This is a genomic window from Lapidilactobacillus wuchangensis (genome assembly GCF_003946645.1).
GTDB classification, from domain to species: Bacteria; Bacillota; Bacilli; order Lactobacillales; family Lactobacillaceae; genus Lapidilactobacillus; species Lapidilactobacillus wuchangensis.
This window is the reverse complement of sequence record NZ_RHOU01000002.1, coordinates 71,266-87,052: the sequence shown is the minus strand read 5'-3', so window position 1 is coordinate 87,052 and position 15,787 is coordinate 71,266. Positions and strand designations below refer to the sequence as shown.

At 41.6% G+C, this 15,787-nt stretch carries 15 protein-coding genes; 2 read left to right on the top strand and 13 right to left on the bottom strand.

The window, feature by feature from the left end:
* Positions 1-86 precede the first annotated feature (86 nt).
* Entirely contained in the window at positions 87-470 is a 384-nt protein-coding gene (locus tag EKM82_RS02405; RefSeq protein WP_125766734.1) for a MerR family transcriptional regulator, read from the bottom strand.
* Between the two features lie 238 nt (positions 471-708).
* Here EKM82_RS02405 and EKM82_RS02400 point away from each other — a divergent pair, with 238 nt between their 5' ends.
* Entirely contained in the window at positions 709-1,662 is a 954-nt protein-coding gene (locus EKM82_RS02400; protein ID WP_125766733.1) for an aldo/keto reductase, read from the top strand.
* Positions 1,663-1,838: 176 nt separating this feature from the next.
* Here the strand turns inward: EKM82_RS02400 and EKM82_RS02395 are convergent, their stop codons facing one another.
* The 10 genes from EKM82_RS02395 to EKM82_RS02350 form a co-directional block, all read right to left on the bottom strand.
* On the bottom strand, positions 1,839-2,366 hold the full coding sequence (locus EKM82_RS02395) for a GNAT family N-acetyltransferase (RefSeq protein WP_225419638.1): 528 nt from the start codon (positions 2,364-2,366) through the stop codon (positions 1,839-1,841).
* 1,042 nt (positions 2,367-3,408) lie between these two features.
* Complete coding sequence (locus EKM82_RS02390; protein ID WP_125766731.1) at positions 3,409-4,353, bottom strand: metal ABC transporter solute-binding protein, Zn/Mn family; 945 nt, start codon at positions 4,351-4,353, stop codon at positions 3,409-3,411.
* The gene (locus tag EKM82_RS02385; RefSeq protein ID WP_125766730.1) at positions 4,353-5,216 is read right to left on the bottom strand and encodes a metal ABC transporter permease; all 864 of its coding nucleotides are present in this window, start codon (positions 5,214-5,216) and stop codon (positions 4,353-4,355) included. Before EKM82_RS02385 ends, EKM82_RS02390 begins: the two co-directional genes overlap by 1 nt.
* Positions 5,216-5,956: a metal ABC transporter ATP-binding protein gene (locus tag EKM82_RS02380; protein ID WP_125766729.1), complete on the bottom strand. Its 741-nt coding sequence runs from the start codon at positions 5,954-5,956 to the stop codon at positions 5,216-5,218. Before EKM82_RS02380 ends, EKM82_RS02385 begins: the two co-directional genes overlap by 1 nt.
* A gap of 272 nt (positions 5,957-6,228) precedes the next feature.
* Positions 6,229-6,798: a CPBP family glutamic-type intramembrane protease gene (locus EKM82_RS02375; protein ID WP_225419637.1), complete on the bottom strand. Its 570-nt coding sequence runs from the start codon at positions 6,796-6,798 to the stop codon at positions 6,229-6,231.
* Positions 6,799-7,105: 307 nt separating this feature from the next.
* The gene (locus tag EKM82_RS02370) at positions 7,106-7,429 is read right to left on the bottom strand and encodes a hypothetical protein (protein WP_125766727.1); all 324 of its coding nucleotides are present in this window, start codon (positions 7,427-7,429) and stop codon (positions 7,106-7,108) included.
* Positions 7,430-7,570: 141 nt separating this feature from the next.
* Positions 7,571-8,137 (bottom strand): SAP domain-containing protein, encoded by a 567-nt coding sequence (locus tag EKM82_RS02365; RefSeq protein ID WP_125766726.1) that lies wholly within the window; start codon positions 8,135-8,137, stop codon positions 7,571-7,573.
* On the bottom strand, positions 8,134-8,847 hold the full coding sequence (locus tag EKM82_RS02360) for a hypothetical protein (RefSeq protein WP_125766725.1): 714 nt from the start codon (positions 8,845-8,847) through the stop codon (positions 8,134-8,136). The genes EKM82_RS02365 and EKM82_RS02360 overlap by 4 nt, the downstream gene beginning before the upstream one ends.
* A 34-nt stretch (positions 8,848-8,881) precedes the next feature.
* On the bottom strand, positions 8,882-9,463 hold the full coding sequence (locus tag EKM82_RS02355; protein WP_125766724.1) for a type 1 glutamine amidotransferase family protein: 582 nt from the start codon (positions 9,461-9,463) through the stop codon (positions 8,882-8,884).
* Between the two features lie 381 nt (positions 9,464-9,844).
* On the bottom strand, positions 9,845-12,400 hold the full coding sequence (locus tag EKM82_RS02350; protein ID WP_125766723.1) for a M1 family metallopeptidase: 2,556 nt from the start codon (positions 12,398-12,400) through the stop codon (positions 9,845-9,847).
* A 736-nt stretch (positions 12,401-13,136) separates the two neighbouring features.
* Here EKM82_RS02350 and EKM82_RS02345 point away from each other — a divergent pair.
* Positions 13,137-13,889, top strand: a complete 753-nt coding sequence (locus EKM82_RS02345) for an NADPH-dependent oxidoreductase (protein ID WP_125766722.1) — start codon at positions 13,137-13,139, stop codon at positions 13,887-13,889.
* Positions 13,890-13,994: 105 nt separating this feature from the next.
* Here the strand turns inward: EKM82_RS02345 and EKM82_RS02340 are convergent, their stop codons facing one another.
* Positions 13,995-14,879: a LysR family transcriptional regulator gene (locus EKM82_RS02340; protein ID WP_125766721.1), complete on the bottom strand. Its 885-nt coding sequence runs from the start codon at positions 14,877-14,879 to the stop codon at positions 13,995-13,997.
* Positions 14,880-14,937: 58 nt separating this feature from the next.
* Entirely contained in the window at positions 14,938-15,498 is a 561-nt protein-coding gene (locus tag EKM82_RS02335) for a DUF1697 domain-containing protein (RefSeq protein ID WP_125766720.1), read from the bottom strand.
* Positions 15,499-15,787: the final 289 nt, after the last annotated feature.

The window sequence follows — 15,787 nt, the reverse complement described above, 5'->3', positions numbered from 1 at the left end:
CAAAACTAGTTAAAATTCAAATTGCCCAGCGACCACCGCCAAAATCGGGGAAGTCTTGGCACAATTCGGACCCTTTTATTTATCAGTCACTTCTTGCTGGTTAATTCTGCTTCATCAACAGCTTTTTGATAAATTTCAATCTTGCAATCAACTTTGGCTAAATAAGCTTGATCTTGGGCAATTCGTGCTTCAATATCTTTTTTCTGCTGCTTGACCAAAGCGAGACGTGCCGGCAAAGTGCTATCACCAGCTTCATACATTTCAATAAATTGGCGAATTTTAGCCAAGGGCATGCCGGTACATTTTAAACAGTTGATCAATTCAAGCATCCCAATATCGTCGCGCGAGAAATGACGATGGCTATTATCATCGCGCGCCAAGAATGGCAAAAGACCCATTTTATCGTAGTAACGAATCGTCGTAATCGGAATGCCGGTATCATTGGCAGCGTCTGAAATTGTTAATCCCATCTTTTTTCTCCTTTTTTAAAAAAAGTCCTTGACCTAAACTATGGTCGAGGTTTTAAAGTAGCAATTGTTGTGAATATTCGTTATGGTAATCGTGATTGAATGAGACGACGTGGTAATCATTACTGCTATGACCCCTCTTTCAAACGCGACTTAACTGAACTAACACAAGAGTATATCATTTTTCACACATCTTTTAAACGTGGTGATAGCCACAGATATTGTCTAAAGGAGGACAACTATGAAAAACATCAAAATCGGTCAGACTAACTGGGAAGCTTCGGCAGTAGCTCTAGGCATTATGCGGATGAACGTTTTATCAACAGCTGATGCTGCCAAAACTTTGGAAACCGCCGTAGATACTGGTATCAACTTTATCGACTCAGCAGATATTTATGGCATGGGTAAATCCGAAGAAGTTTTCGGGGCCGCGCTTAAGCAATCTTCATTAAATCGTGACCAATTATTTATTCAATCAAAAGGCGGCATTGTTTTTGATCCCGCTCGTTCACATGGCAGTTTAGTTTTTGGCAAGCGTTATGACTTCTCGAAACAGCATTTAATTGCTGCTGTTGACGGTATTTTACAAAGAATGCAAATTGATTATTTAGATTCATTTTTACTACATCGGCCTGATCCATTAATGGAATTGGACCAAGTTGCCGCAGCCTTCGATGAACTACAAGCTAGCGGTAAAGTTCGCCATTTCGGCGTTTCTAACTTTAATCCGGAGCAAGTTGCTATGGTTCAGGGCGCCGTTTCACAACGGTTGCTCATTAATCAATTGCAATTCAGCATCGCTCACACTGGCATGATTGATTACGGCCTGCACACTAATATGACTGACCCACGCTCAATCAACCATGATGGCGGCTTAATGGAATATTCTCGGCGGACCAACACCACTATTCAAGCTTGGTCGCCATTCCAACACGGCCTATTTGCTGGTACTTTCATTAATGATCCAGAATTTAAGGAACTAAATGATAAGCTAGCTGAATTAGCCGACAAGTATCATGCTAGCAAAAACGCCATTGCTGTTGCTTGGCTGTTACGGCATCCTGCCAGCGTCCAAGTTATGCTGGGCACCATGAATCCGGCACACATTAAAGATAGCGCTGCAGGCGCCGATATCACCTTAACGAAGCAAGAATGGTACGATGTCTACTTTGCAGCTGGCAACGATTTGCCATAAACAGTCACTCAAGTAAAATTTTTTTAACTGCAACAATCAAAAAAATCACGCTGACTTCGCCACAGGAAAAGCAACCTGTGTCTGTTGTCAACGTGATTTTTTTATGGCGCTTTGATTTCGACGCTTCCACCACTTACCTAAGAATAACTGCGACAGTCATGGACCTCGGATCTATTTTAGCAATTGTTAAGGTGTTGCCAGTCAGTTCTGAGCACACCATACTTCACCGAATCCCAATATTTCCCCTGCCAAAAACGTACTTGTGGCACGCGGGCCTCTAAATTCAAGCCCAATTTTTCAGCGACTCGCATCATGCGGACATTGCCAGACCAAGTTGTTAACCCAACATGGGGCAAATCTGTTTGAGCGAAAACCAGATCAAGCCACAGCTTTAGCGCTTGCGTGCCAATGCCATGTTGCCAAGACTGCTGCTGATAAATCACAATGCCGACATCGAGCCAACGTTGCAATGGGCCATCTTCGTAATAGGCCGAAACTTCGCCCACTAAGGTTTGATCGACCCAAATACCTTGGCGCATCCAATTATGAGACTTAAATTTTTGCTGAAACTCAGCTAACGTTAAAACTGGGTCATGAAAATAAGGGCCATTCCAATTTTGCCATTCTGAATTTCCTTTACCGTAAGCCAATTGCCATAATGGCAGAATATCACTGGCTGTTAAGGGTTTAATTGTGACTGCCAACTGGATACGCTCCTCTGAAATCCCGACCATTTAAATCGGGGCTGAAAACATCACGAACAAAAAACAGAGTAACGCTGCTTCAAACAGCAGCATGATGCTGGAACTAAAAACTAAAAATTTCCGTCGTTGCCGAATTGCGATAAATAAAATAATAAGCGTAAATAATGTGACTACACCGAGAATTAATGACATGAATCCACCTCCGCGTTAGTCATCTCATTACAAAATGATAGCGAAACTCAGGAGTTCCGTCAAGTTGCCTTCAAATTACGATACTTTAATCAAAATTCAAAACCATTAAAATCTAATGAAAGTGTTGAAACAGAATAAGTTCTGACTGCATTCCGGGCTGCTTGTCGTGGAACGCGGCCGACATTGATCTGAGCCTTTGTTACACAAAGTCTCAGATACAAGTCTTATTGTAAGTGCTAAAGCACCAACAATAATTTGGCGGCTGACGACAAGATCCCTCCATTCCGTCTGGAGTTGAGTTAGTTCACTACATTTTTGTTAGTGCTTAAGACAATTGCAGTGGGATTAATCAACTTGATTTAGACTGTTGTCTCAACTGAACAGTAGTACTCAAAAAGTCTGTTTAACAGTTCTCTGGTTAAATTCCAGAAAACTTGTCAAACAGACTTATTAGTTTATATCAATCTGTTTTTCTAAATAGTGGAGATCAATTCTGCTAGTTTCATCAGGTGGTGGCTGGGAAATTATCTAGCCTCACATGTATTGCCTTGATATCAATCAAATCTAAAGTGGACCACACTAGCTCAAAACGCAGTGGAGGCCGCCGGAGTGTCAGTCGCCAAATTTTTCTTGCCGCTTTAGCGGTTAGAAGAAGACCTGTATTTGAGATTGTTGCGCAGCAATAAGCTCAAATCAGCGTCGGCAACGTTCCACACTCCGCCGGCCGCAACGGAGTTGTGCTCTCTTTCGCCCAAAACTAGGTCAGTTTCAAATCGACAACCACGGCGTTCCACGCTCGTAAAATCGCTCAGCAACCACTTCAATTAGGAAGCAGCTTGGCACAATTCAGTTACTCTTTCGCCAATCCGTCATGAATTTTATCGAGATTCCACTTCATCATTGAATAATACGTATCCCCTGGCTTACCCTTGCTAGCCAGTGAGTCAGTGAAAATTTTGGCGTAAATCAATAGTCCACTTTCTTTAGCCACTTTCTCCATCGACTTTGGAGAAACCGATGACTCAACGAACAAGCTCTTCACCTCTGATTGGCGAATTTTTGCCAAAACTTGTTGCATTTGTTCTGGCGTACCTTGAGCCTCAGTGTTGATTTCCCAAATATAAGCGGCCTTCACATGATAAGCTTGGGCGAAATACTTAAATGCCCCCTCTGATGTCACCAAAAGTCGTTGGCTTTCAGGAATATTAATAAACTTGGATTGAGCCGTCTTGTGTAAATTCAATAATTTTGCCACGTAGGCATCTGAATTTTTTTGATAAAAGTCGGCATTCTTACGATCCTTCTCTTTCATGATCGCCGTCATTCGTTTCACGTATTTGATGCCGTTGGCTAAATCCAACCACGCATGCGGATCCTCTTCGTTCACATTAGTCGTTAAATGCTGCGGCACCACATCGGTACTGACAGCGAACGCATCAACATCAAATTGCTTATGCGAAGTTTGAACCAGTTTCGTGAACCAACCATTGCCGCCGGTTTCCAAATTCAAACCGTTATGGAAAATAATATCGGCGTCAGCAGTTGCTGAAACATCGGCCGGTTTCGGCTCGTATTCATGAGGGTCAGTCCCGCGCTTAACAATACTGTACAATTCAATGCGATCTTGCCCAACATTATGAACCATATCTTCGAGAATCGAGTTAGTCGTAACGACTCGTAATTTCTGAGTGGCGCTAATTTGACTAGTTTCTTGAGGATTACGATGATTTAGGAACCAATAAACCCCAGTGACCATTAAAACGACGGCCACAACTGCAATAATATTCTTCTTCATTAGTCAACCTCCTGTTTGGTTGGCTTATTGTGGAAATGAAAGACAGCTTGTTTTGGTGAGAAAATAAAGGAGATGGCAAACAATAACGCCGCGACAATCACGATTGCCGGACCGGAAGCCCAGTTGAAGGTATAACTAAAGTAGAGGCCCGTAATTGAAGAAACCACGCCAAAGGTAGCAGCTAAAATCAGCATCGTCGATAGTTTGTCAGTCCAGAGAAAGGCTGTCGCTGCTGGCGTAATCAACATTGCCACCACCAAGATAATACCCACCGTTTGTAACGCCGATACGGTTACCAAAGTTAAGACCAGCATCAAGGCATAATGTAAGAGCTGAACTTTAAGGCCGTAAGTTTTGGCATAGGTTTCGTCAAACGAGGTCACCAATAACTCTTTGTAGAAGAAGGTCACGAATAAAATGACAATGCCTAACACAACGGCGGTGGTCATAATATCGGAATCATTCACGGCTAAAATATTCCCAAACAAAATGTGATGCAAGTTAGTCGAACTTTCCGCCATTGAGATCAAAATAAAACCTAGGGCATAGAAAGCACTGAAAACCACCCCAATTGATGTATCCGTTTTGATTTTACTATGTGCGGCCACGAAACCGATCAGTAGCGCCGCTAAAATACCGAACAGCGAAGCGCCAATTAAGATATTGAAGCCGAACATGTAAGCGACCGCCACCCCTGGTAAAACCGCATGAGAGATGGCGTCGCCCATTAACGACATGCCGCGTAAAATAATAAAACTCCCGATAATGCCTGACATCATCCCCACCATAATTGCGGTGATCAAGGCACTTTGTAAGAAATCATAACGTCCTAACGCACTAAAGAATTCTGATAATGAGGCCATCACTGCGCACCTTCCTTTGCTGTAAACAAGACAGAAGATAGGTCTGCACTAAAGGCTTGTTCAATATTGTGAGCATTATAAACGTCGGCAACTGGGCCAAAGTCGATAATGCCATGATTCATTACCACTAAGTCATCAAAGTAACGTGAGACTTTATTTAAATCGTGGTGAACGACAATGATTGTTTTGCCAGCATCCCGCCACTGCTTAAGAATCTTCATAATCGCCGTTTCGCTTTGCAAATCGATGCCCACGAACGGTTCATCCAAGATGATAATTTCTGCCTCTTGCACAATTGCCCGCGCAACGAAGACACGCTGTAATTGTCCACCAGATAAATTACCAATTTGCCGCTTACTGAATTCTGTTAGCGACACTTTAGCCAACGCGGCTTGACTAGCAGCCCGTTCTGCTTTACCAGGACTTTTGAACAAACCTAATTTGCCGTAGGTTCCAGTCAATACCAAGTCGAAAACGTTAATTGGAAAACTTAAGTCTAAGTCCTTGCGTTGCTCCACATAAGCAATTTGTTTCTGAACCGACTTAATTGATTGGTCGTTATACTTGACCACCCCTGTTTGTGATTTGATCAGACCGAGAATTGCTTTGATCATGGTCGATTTACCTGCACCGTTCGGCCCGATGATCCCAGTAATTTTACCTGCGTTGAAATTAACGGCAACATCGGTAAATACTGGTGTGTCATCATATGCCACAGTGAGGTTCTTAATAGTTAACATAAAGAGCCCTCCAATCTTCATAAAGCACTTGCTCTATCCAAAGACTATCATAGCTTTTCCTTTAGCACAACAAAAAGATTAGGCTGGGTTAACTTTTTGTTCAAACCGAATCACCAGCAACTAAAGCAACTCGTATTCCCAATAATTAGCCCTACCTAATCTTTAAGCTGACAAACGAAAGTAATTCAACTTTTTCCAAAAATAAAAATCATTCTCAGCACTAAAATTTGAATCACTTTTTTTCAAAAAATATCATTAAATAAAATGAACAATTAAATGGCAAAGGCCAGCAAATCGATTAACACATGGGCCAGCCACGAACTCCAAATGCTCTGACCACTATGCAAATAAATCCGATTTAGAATCAGACGCGCCACCCCTTGCAGCATTAAAACGTGCAGCATCGTAGAAGCCACTGAGCCATCCCAATAATCCAGAAAATGTAACATTCCGAAGATCAGGCCGCTTAATAAAGTACTAGGCAACCAAGACCAGCCCCTGGCCCGCGCACCCTCAAGGACCCCAATGCCCAATAATTCTTCCCCCATTAACATGAACGGCAATTGAGCCAGCATAGGAAATAATGGCTGTGCCGCAGCCGGACTACCCGCCCATTTCAAACCGACAGCATTGGCCCAAGCACCAACGATCATACTCACCCCAAAATATAAGATCACTCCTAAAGGAATTAGCCAAACGTGCTCCGGTCGACTAAACGCTGCTTTACCACTGGGATTAAAAGCAATTAGCCACGCGAAAATACCACTGACTAAAATACCCCACCAGGCCCACTCAAATAGCATTAAACTACAATAACCAATTATCATCAGAACTGCAGCCATAAATAACCGGCCGCCTGAAGTTCTAAACCTTGTTAGTGTCATGGTCGTGCTACCTCCTATATTTTAAAAACAGTATTGTAAGTACTGTTAATATAAGCGGATTATCACAATTTCGCATGTAATCTGTTTAGGCTAACTTTAAATCAATTGAAAACAGTGCCTTCCCTAGCAAAAATACTTGTCTAGCCAGCGCACAATTGGCCCTTAACGAAAATCTCGGTTACGCTAAAATAACAAAAAAATTGTCTCATCCATTAAAGCAATGAGACAATTTTTTTTGCAAAATACCACGACTGATTTAAAGTCGTTATTTTAGAATTAACAGCGCTACCTGATGAAATAAAACGTCATTGATTTTGAAATAAGCCAAGCCATAAAGGAATAGCACGATGGCATTGATAACGAAGGACATGATAATCAGACCATAACGAATGGTCAAATAGCCATAACCGGCCGGTCGATAGCGCGTGACCCGCGGGCCTTGGTAATCAATCGTCACTAAAAATAAAATCAGCACCATAGCAATCTGAAAAACAAAGCCGATCAGTGTCAGCCCACTATCAAATACATCGACCTGCAACCAATAAGCACCTAAGGTCAAAATATCCAGCAAAATTGCTAACAACGGCATTAAATCCACTCCATTCCAGTTAAACTCATGATGCTTAGTTTAACTGACCGCAACAGCATCTAGCCATGGCGATGACGAACAGTTTTGTCATTTTGATTTTAAAAAATGGGCCTCATAAATTGCTGGCACAAAATGCAGCGATTATAGCGAAGGCGTTTGATAAATTTTAGGGCCAGGTTGCGTCTTAATTTGTTGCCAGAGCTTAGCAGCTGCAGCAAGTTTGTTAGCGACTTGTTGATTATGTGGATCAGCGCAATAATCCTTCAGGAATTGGTTCCACTGATAGCTAGGATCATCCTGACTGGTATCAACCTGACGCCGCCCTTCATAAATTGCTAACAAGTCTGCCACAGTGAAACTTTCATCCTGTTCGGCTTTAACTTGGCGAATTGCCACCGCCATTGCCTTATTAAATTTAATTTGCGACCGGCCATAGTAAGCGGCCATGAATTGGCGCAACGATTGATTTAATTTAACACCTGACAAAACTTTAGTCGTTAGTGTTAATGGCGCTTGTAGCTGATTAGAAACAACCCGAGCTGACTTTGGCTGCACTTTACCGGACAGGAAATTAATAATGCGCTGATTCAATTCGGCCTTAGTGCCAGCTACTGGCAAACTTAACTCACGACAAATTTGTTGTAATTCAGTGCGATAATAATATTGATTTTGAAACTGGCTGACTGTCATCGTCCGTTTAAAAGTCATTTTGACCTTCCTTGCCTAATTAATATCTCGGAGCGGTTAATTTCTGCTTGAATAGTCGCATTATCAATTTGCTTCAGCTTGGCTAATTTTGCCAATGCCAAGTCAGTTTTAAAAGCTGATAACAGCGTCGTAAACTTCCAAGTTAAAATATTGTTGCCTAACTGAAGCATTAAGGATTGATAAATCGCCGTTAGCTGAGCGTCATTTGCCAACGCCGGTGTGTAAAAGCATTTAAAGCCAATGGCATCAATTAATTCCCTTGCTTGTAAAACAGTCGCTTGCTGATCAAGAAAATCGACCATTACCGACAACATTACTGGCTCGGTTCGAGCTAAGGTGCGAGCAATAATATCTCGCGGCAAGGGATAAGACTTTTTCTTTGAAGGAACACACTGCGACCAGCTATGCAGCTGATTCGAGCCAATTTGACCCAATAATGGCAACATTAACTTAATAACGGCGCTATCACCATGTTGCAGCGTCTGGCAAATTTCGATTTTGGCATACAGCTTAGTCTCAACTTTTAGTTGGCCCAGCAACGCCTTAGCAACAGTGACATCCAATAATTGCTTTTGTAAAACTAGCCGAGCTGCCGTCGTCCGTTCAACGGCGTTTGGACTTTGAATCATTGTCAGCAAATCGGCCTTAGTAATTACTGTAGGCAGCTGGGCCTCGGGCGCTAAGTAGCCCCGATCAGCTTTAGTCGTCATTCACTCACCTCGTTAGGAATATTTGCCGATATTATCAAAACGGATTGCCATACTTTTTACAATATTGATAAAAGCCTAAACGATAGAAATCTACTTGTTGGCGAATCTGCGCAGAGAAATCAATCATCATTAGTACTTGTTCAGTAAAGTCTAGTGCCGCCGTTCCATTAGCCGTTACCAAATTACGATCACGCACTGCTTGGTGTAATTGATAACCGGTCTGATTCTGATAATCTGGATAGTCAGCCCACAATGATTGACTATTCCCAGTATGCTGATATTGATTCAACAACCCATTCTTTGCTAAGAAATCAACGGCGCCACAAATTGCCGCCACTGGCAGCTTATTCTGCAAACGTTGTTGTAATTTGGTCACAAACTGCTGATCAGTCAATTGCCAGGCATTACCACCAATCAAGACTAACAAATCGATTTCTTGTGGTAATTGATCAAGCTGATAGTCAGGCAAGACTGTTAATCCCCCAATTGAAGTAACTGAAGTTTGGTTAGAAGCATACTTTACTTGCCACTGCGAGCTTTGATTAAGTTGACTGGCTAAATAGGCCCCCTCCCAATCAGAGAATTGCTTTAAAATAACGAAAATTGCTAACTTCACGCTAATGGCCTCCCCATAAAATATCGCTAATCAAATAAGCTATTTCTAGTATACCTGTTTAGTATCGGTACCTATAGTCTGTTCCGAAGCTTTTAATCCATTCATTTAAAAAATAGTAATTATTGATTATAGCAAATGATTAAGTATCATTTTACGACTATTATTGCTCAATTCAGTATTAATAAATTTTATTATTTAACGACACAAAAAAACACAGGTTAACGACAACTTATTGCAGCAATACTCATCACTGCAATCTTGGTTGATCTGTGAACTTGCGTTTCTTGATTCCCTATTTTTCTAAATAATCTTTTGCGATTCTATTAACTCATTTGACGCCTATCAAGAAGACTATATGCAATCCAAGTGGGCATCAGAAGATTATTTAAAATCAATAATTCCCTTTTCAACTGCCAAAGCAATGGCGCCATTAACAGCCGTCTTTTCAGCTTCAATCAAGTTGACCCGAGTTTCGATGACTTTAGTATCCATCTTAATTTCCCGAGTTAAACCTGGGGTGTTAAGTTTTGGTTCGAAGAAGGCCTTGAATTCAGCTAAACGTTCTGGGGTCCGGAAGATGCCAGCAATCACGGTAATGAAGGTGGTGAATTCCATGTCACCGCCGACAGTATCTTCAAGCCATTGCCAGTCATTACGAATCCAATCCCAAGCGGCTTGTTGACCATGATTATTGTTCAAAACGCCACGGAACCAAGCTCGCAAATCTTGAGGCTTAACAGTTTCAGCATTTTCAAATTCGCCAATGATCTTCGCAATCAATTTTGGATCTGGCGTAGCAGTCACTGCGGCACAAATACTTTGCTTGTAACTAGCATCAGATGATTGTCGATATTCGTTTAATAATTCGTCAATTAATTCTGGTGTGCCATAATTTTTGACTTCATTCAGCAAGACATAAACGCGAATGTCGGCTGATAAATTAACTAAATTGTCATGGTTAGCTACGAATAATTCGTGAACAGCCGCAATTGTTTCAGGGTTCTTAGCGTACAATGAGGCCCCTAAAACAACTGGTCGAGTTAATTGATCATCATTTGATTCGCCAGCAGTTGGTTTCAAACCTAAGCGGGCGATTTGGCTAACACTTAACCGATCAGTGAATGCTTGTAAATTCATTTCAGCAGCAGAATCTGGAGTCACAAATTTCTTCAAGTCATTAGTGACCCGATACAACAATGTGGTCACAACATTTGATTCACTGTCTGCAAATTTTTCAAGTAATGGCACGATTGCGGAGAAGGAAATTTGGCGACCTTCAGCTAATAGACGGAGGTCTTGCAACAATTGTAATTGGTCGATTGGATCTAAGTCAGCTACGTGTGCCAAAATATCATCTAATAAAGTTTGATCATATTTAACGATGAAGTGCGAGTTGTTGCCAACATTTAAGCGGAATGGTTTGCCACTAGCAGCGCGCAATTCAGCATAATCGCCTAATTGAATTTCTTTGTCAGTCATCAAGGCTGGTACGGCGTCGTAATTACCATTCAATGGAATTTGCCATTGACGACCGACTTCTTCACCTTCACCAACAAAGAACTGCTGTTGTTTCAAGGTCAATTGACCATTAACCACGCTAGCAGAAACTACTGGATAACCTGGTTGTTCCAACCAAGAATTCATAATGGCACCCACATCTAAGTGTGAAGCGGCGCCTAAAGCTGACCACAAATCAGCACCAGTGGCATTGCCGTAATGATGAGCAGCAAAGTAATTCTTTAAGCCTTCCCGTAAAGCATCGTCACCTAACAAGGCCCGAACCATAACTAACAGACGGGCACCCTTAGCATAAACGATGGCACCGTCAAACAAGGCGTCAATTTCGGCTGGGTTTTCCACGTTAACGTGAACTGATTGGACACCATCAGTGGCGTCACGTTGTAAGGCAGCAGCAGCTTCGGAAGTTTGGAACATTTCCCAAATATGCCAATCAGGTTGTAAGGCATCAATGGCCACATATTCCATCATGTTGGCGAAACTTTCATTCAACCAAAGATCATCCCACCACTTCATGGTGACTAAATCGCCGAACCATTGATGAGCCAATTCGTGGGCAATGACCGTGGCTACTAATTGTTTCATTTCTAGTGAAGTGTTGTCAGGATCAAGGACTAAATAAGCTTCCCGATAAGTTACTAAGCCCCAGTTTTCCATGGCGCCAGCTGAGAAGTCTGGTAAAGCTAATTGCCATGAGTGTGGCAATGGGTATGGTGTTTGGTAGAAATCTTCATAGAATTCAATTGACCGTTTCGCAATATCTAAGGCAAAATCAAGTTCTTTAGCTTGATGAGCTTTCGTAGCAAAAACGCCAATTTTAACGCCACTCTTCGTTTCAGTCATTTTACTTTGCAAATCGCCAAAAGCGAAGGCAATCAAATAAGTAGACATCCGCACAGTAGTATCAAAATAATGGACACCATTTTCAACTTTGATTTCTGGCATGTTGCTTAAAGTTGTTTCGCCAGCTTTTTCATCGTATTTAATGGCCAAATCAAAAGTAGCTTTGGCTTCAGGCTCATCCACACATGGGAAAGCTTGCCGAGCAAAATTGGTTTCAAATTGTGTGCCAATAATCTGCTTCTTTACGCCGTCAACTTCGTAATAAGAAGGATAAATCCCCATCATTGAGTCAGTTAATGGTGCGGTATAAGTGATGGTTAAAGTCGTGTCACCAGTCTTGCCAAGATCGATCCGAATTTCATCGGTGGCTTTTTCAAGGGTAAATGGCACATCTTTGTCATCTGCTAAAACAGAAGCGACATCCAAATCTTTTTGGTGAATCGAAATTGTTGCCTTTTTCGCGTCACCTTTAATTGTGGTCTGACCAGAAATTAATTTAGTTTCCCGATTAACATCGATGTAAACATTGTAATGTTCTGGTTGAAAAGTTTCGTAAAAATGTGTAAATTCAGCCATGAGCTCCTCCTCAAGTAATTAGAATAAGTTTATTATACGACTTTCAAATTAAAAATTGTGAGTTTATTAGAACTTTGCTTGCTATTTTCACAGTTTCTTCTTAGAGTTATTAAATCAAAATAGTTGGGTGCTTGCAAAAAATGCGTACTATTTTAATTCGAGGCTCTCCCTAGTTGAGAAAAGGCAGGGGCCCAGCGATTTAGAGGGCGTGGAACATGGTGGACATCGATCTGAGCTTATTGCTTTCAGCAACAATCTCAGATACGAGTCTTATTCTAACCGCTGAAGCGGCAAGAATAATCTCACCATTGACGCCAATCGCTGGGCCCCTGCCTAATTAAATATTTTGATTCAACACCACTCACAGAAAATCAGACTAGTATAAATTACTAGTCTGATCGACAAACTTTTTGGATTTAAGGAATTGTGATCAGGTTAAAAACTTTTAATCAGCAATTTGAATTTTGCTTTTCAAGTATCATTATTTTCAATCTAAGTCGAGTTGAGCTACCTCACTACACTAGTTTCAAGCACTAGCAATAGTGAAACGAACTAACTTAACTCCAGACGGAATGGAGTCAGGCGCTGTTCTGTTTAAACACCTTCACGAATATTTATGAGCTTACTGATGTACGGACTGCAAAAAGCCAATAACTATTATCTTTGAAACGCAATTTATAACCGATTCCATTAGTGCTACAATTAATTTATCTTATGAATTCAAGGGAGCTATTCGATGCTAAAAAATGACGAGGTTTTAAAAACGCAACTGCAACATCGTACGGTCCGCCAATTCACGGCGGAACCAATTCCAGCAGCTACTATTCAAGAATTGATTACCGTGGCCCAACATACTGCCACCTCCCATTTTCTGCAATCGTTCAGTGTGCTGAGTATTACTGAACCCGAAATTCGCCGCCAAATTGCTGCCATTAGTCGCCAAAAATATGTTGATGGCAATGGCCACTTGTTTATTTTCGTGATTGATTTAAACCGAGCTGCCACAATTACCGGGCTTAATCAACAAAATAGTTTTCTGGGATCGACTGATAAATTCTTCCAAGCCACTTCTGATACCGCCTTGGCCGTACAAAATGTCGTCAACGCTGCTGAAAATTTAGGCCTTGGCACAGTCATTCTGGGGAGTATTCTCAATGATCCGCTACGTTTAATTGATTTATTGAAATTACCACCATTAACTTTTCCAATGTTAGGCTTAATCGTGGGTCGACCTGATCAAGCAACCCAACCGAAACCAAGATTGCCTCAAGCGCTGGTTCATTTTGAAAACACCTACCAGTTGCCAGACAACACTAAAGATTTAGTGGCCGAATATGATGCGACGATTAAAAACTATTATGCCCACCGCAGCCGCAATACTCGTGAAGAAACCTTTACCAGTTTGTTGACTCGCTCCGCCCATGAATTGCCTGCTCAGCGTCGTGATCTAAATCAAGCTTTACGCCAACAGGGTTTCTTTTTGGATTAACTAATTTCAAAGGTAATACAAATAAATAGCCTGTTTGATATTTTTCTGACGTACCAGAAATTCTCAAACAGGCTATTTTTAAGCTGACATGTACATAAATAAATATTATTCCTGAAACTTCTGTTGTAATAATTCGGCAAAAGTTTCGATATAAAAACCCGAATTGTCCTGCTTCCAGAACGCATAATAATTTTGGCTTAATTGTTGTTGGCTATTAACTAATTGATACAAGCGCACCACTGCTGAATTCAGCAACGATTGGGTGCGCTGATTAATGATTAAAAAGCCCTGATTGGCAGCAATCAACATTTGGGCTTCGTCATAACTATTCACCAGCTGAAACTTACTACGCACACCTAAAACGTCACGATAATAATCTTCTTCAGTCGCTTGTTGACCATTATCGGCTAATAGCAGACAAGGCAAGTCGACCAAATCGGCCGCCTGGATTTGCTGAGTCATGCCATTAAAAGCCGCGCGACTGACTGCCACCATAAAGGGACTGCTTGTTAAGGCTTCATTGACATACGCATTGGATAATGCCCGTCGTTGATCAGAAAAAATCAAATCGACTTTTTCGTCGCGTAATAAATTAAATAGTTGTTCATGATTGCCACTACTAATTTTAATTTCAACTTGAGGATAAGTTTTTGAGAATGCTGCAACAGCTTCGAGAAATTCTGCGGTCCCAAAACTCCGCAAATAAGCTAAGTGCAACATTGGCTTCGCTGTTTGCTTCATTTGTTTTGTGTTCGCCACCAGTTGCTCAACGTTAGCAAGAATTTCTTGACTATGACGATAGAAATACTGACCAGCTGGCGTCACGGTAAAACTTCGACCACTGCGTTCTAATAACGTCACGTCTAAATAATTTTCTAACTCTTTAATTTGCTGAGAAATCGCCGACTGCGAAATATTGCAAACCTCGGCAGCCTTAGTAAAACTGTGCTGCTGCACCACGGCGATAAAATATTGCATCTGTTGAAACATTTAGTCACCTCATTTAATTAACAACTACTAAAAAAATCAACGTCAAATCATAGCGATTTCAGCAAAGTAAATCATTGGTTTGCGCAATCAAGGCAGCCAATTTCAGTACTGTGTTCGCATTACGAATCGTAATCCGATCATAATATTTCGACCCGACAACTTTCGACCAACGTGTTCGTGAGAAAGTTTTAAGCGGTGCTGACCAGAAAATCAGTTGATCAACGGCGGCAACTTGCTCGTATTCCGGTTTAGCGGCACCAACAGATTCAATCACTTCGGCAGTTGTTGTCGGCGCAATCACGAAAATCGCATTGTGTTTTGCCGCCGAATCTACCTGCCACCACGCCGGCCTTTTCATCAGGGCCGCCAATAAATCAGCACCCGAAATCACAGTCACCGTAATCATTAAATCAAATACTGCCGCAATAATTTCGGTGCAAGCATTCGTTAATTCGGTTAACGGTGTTTCCTCAGTCGTAAAAACAACATTGCCACTGTTCAAATAAGTCCTGACGTTCGTGAAGCCATGCTGTTCAAAAGCAGCCTTCAAAGTCGCCATCACCACCCGATTTTTGCCGCCAACATTAACACCACGCAATAAGGCCAGATATGTTTTCATATTATTCTTCACCTGTAAGATTGACTTACCAAAAATAATACTATTCTTGTCGTGTCAAAATCAACTTTTCGTTCGGACAAAATTGATTCTAATTGGGGGTGAACGTTCTTTGCCGCTTTTATCAGGTACTGCCACAATCAATTCAATTCTTGCCGATAATGCGCGTAGATTGATTAAGCCGTTCCTTAGTTAAGAACGGCAGGAGCCCAGCGATTAGGAGGGCGTGGAACATGGTGGGCGTTGATTTGAGCTTATTGCTGGCGCAACAATCTCAAATACAAGCCTTATT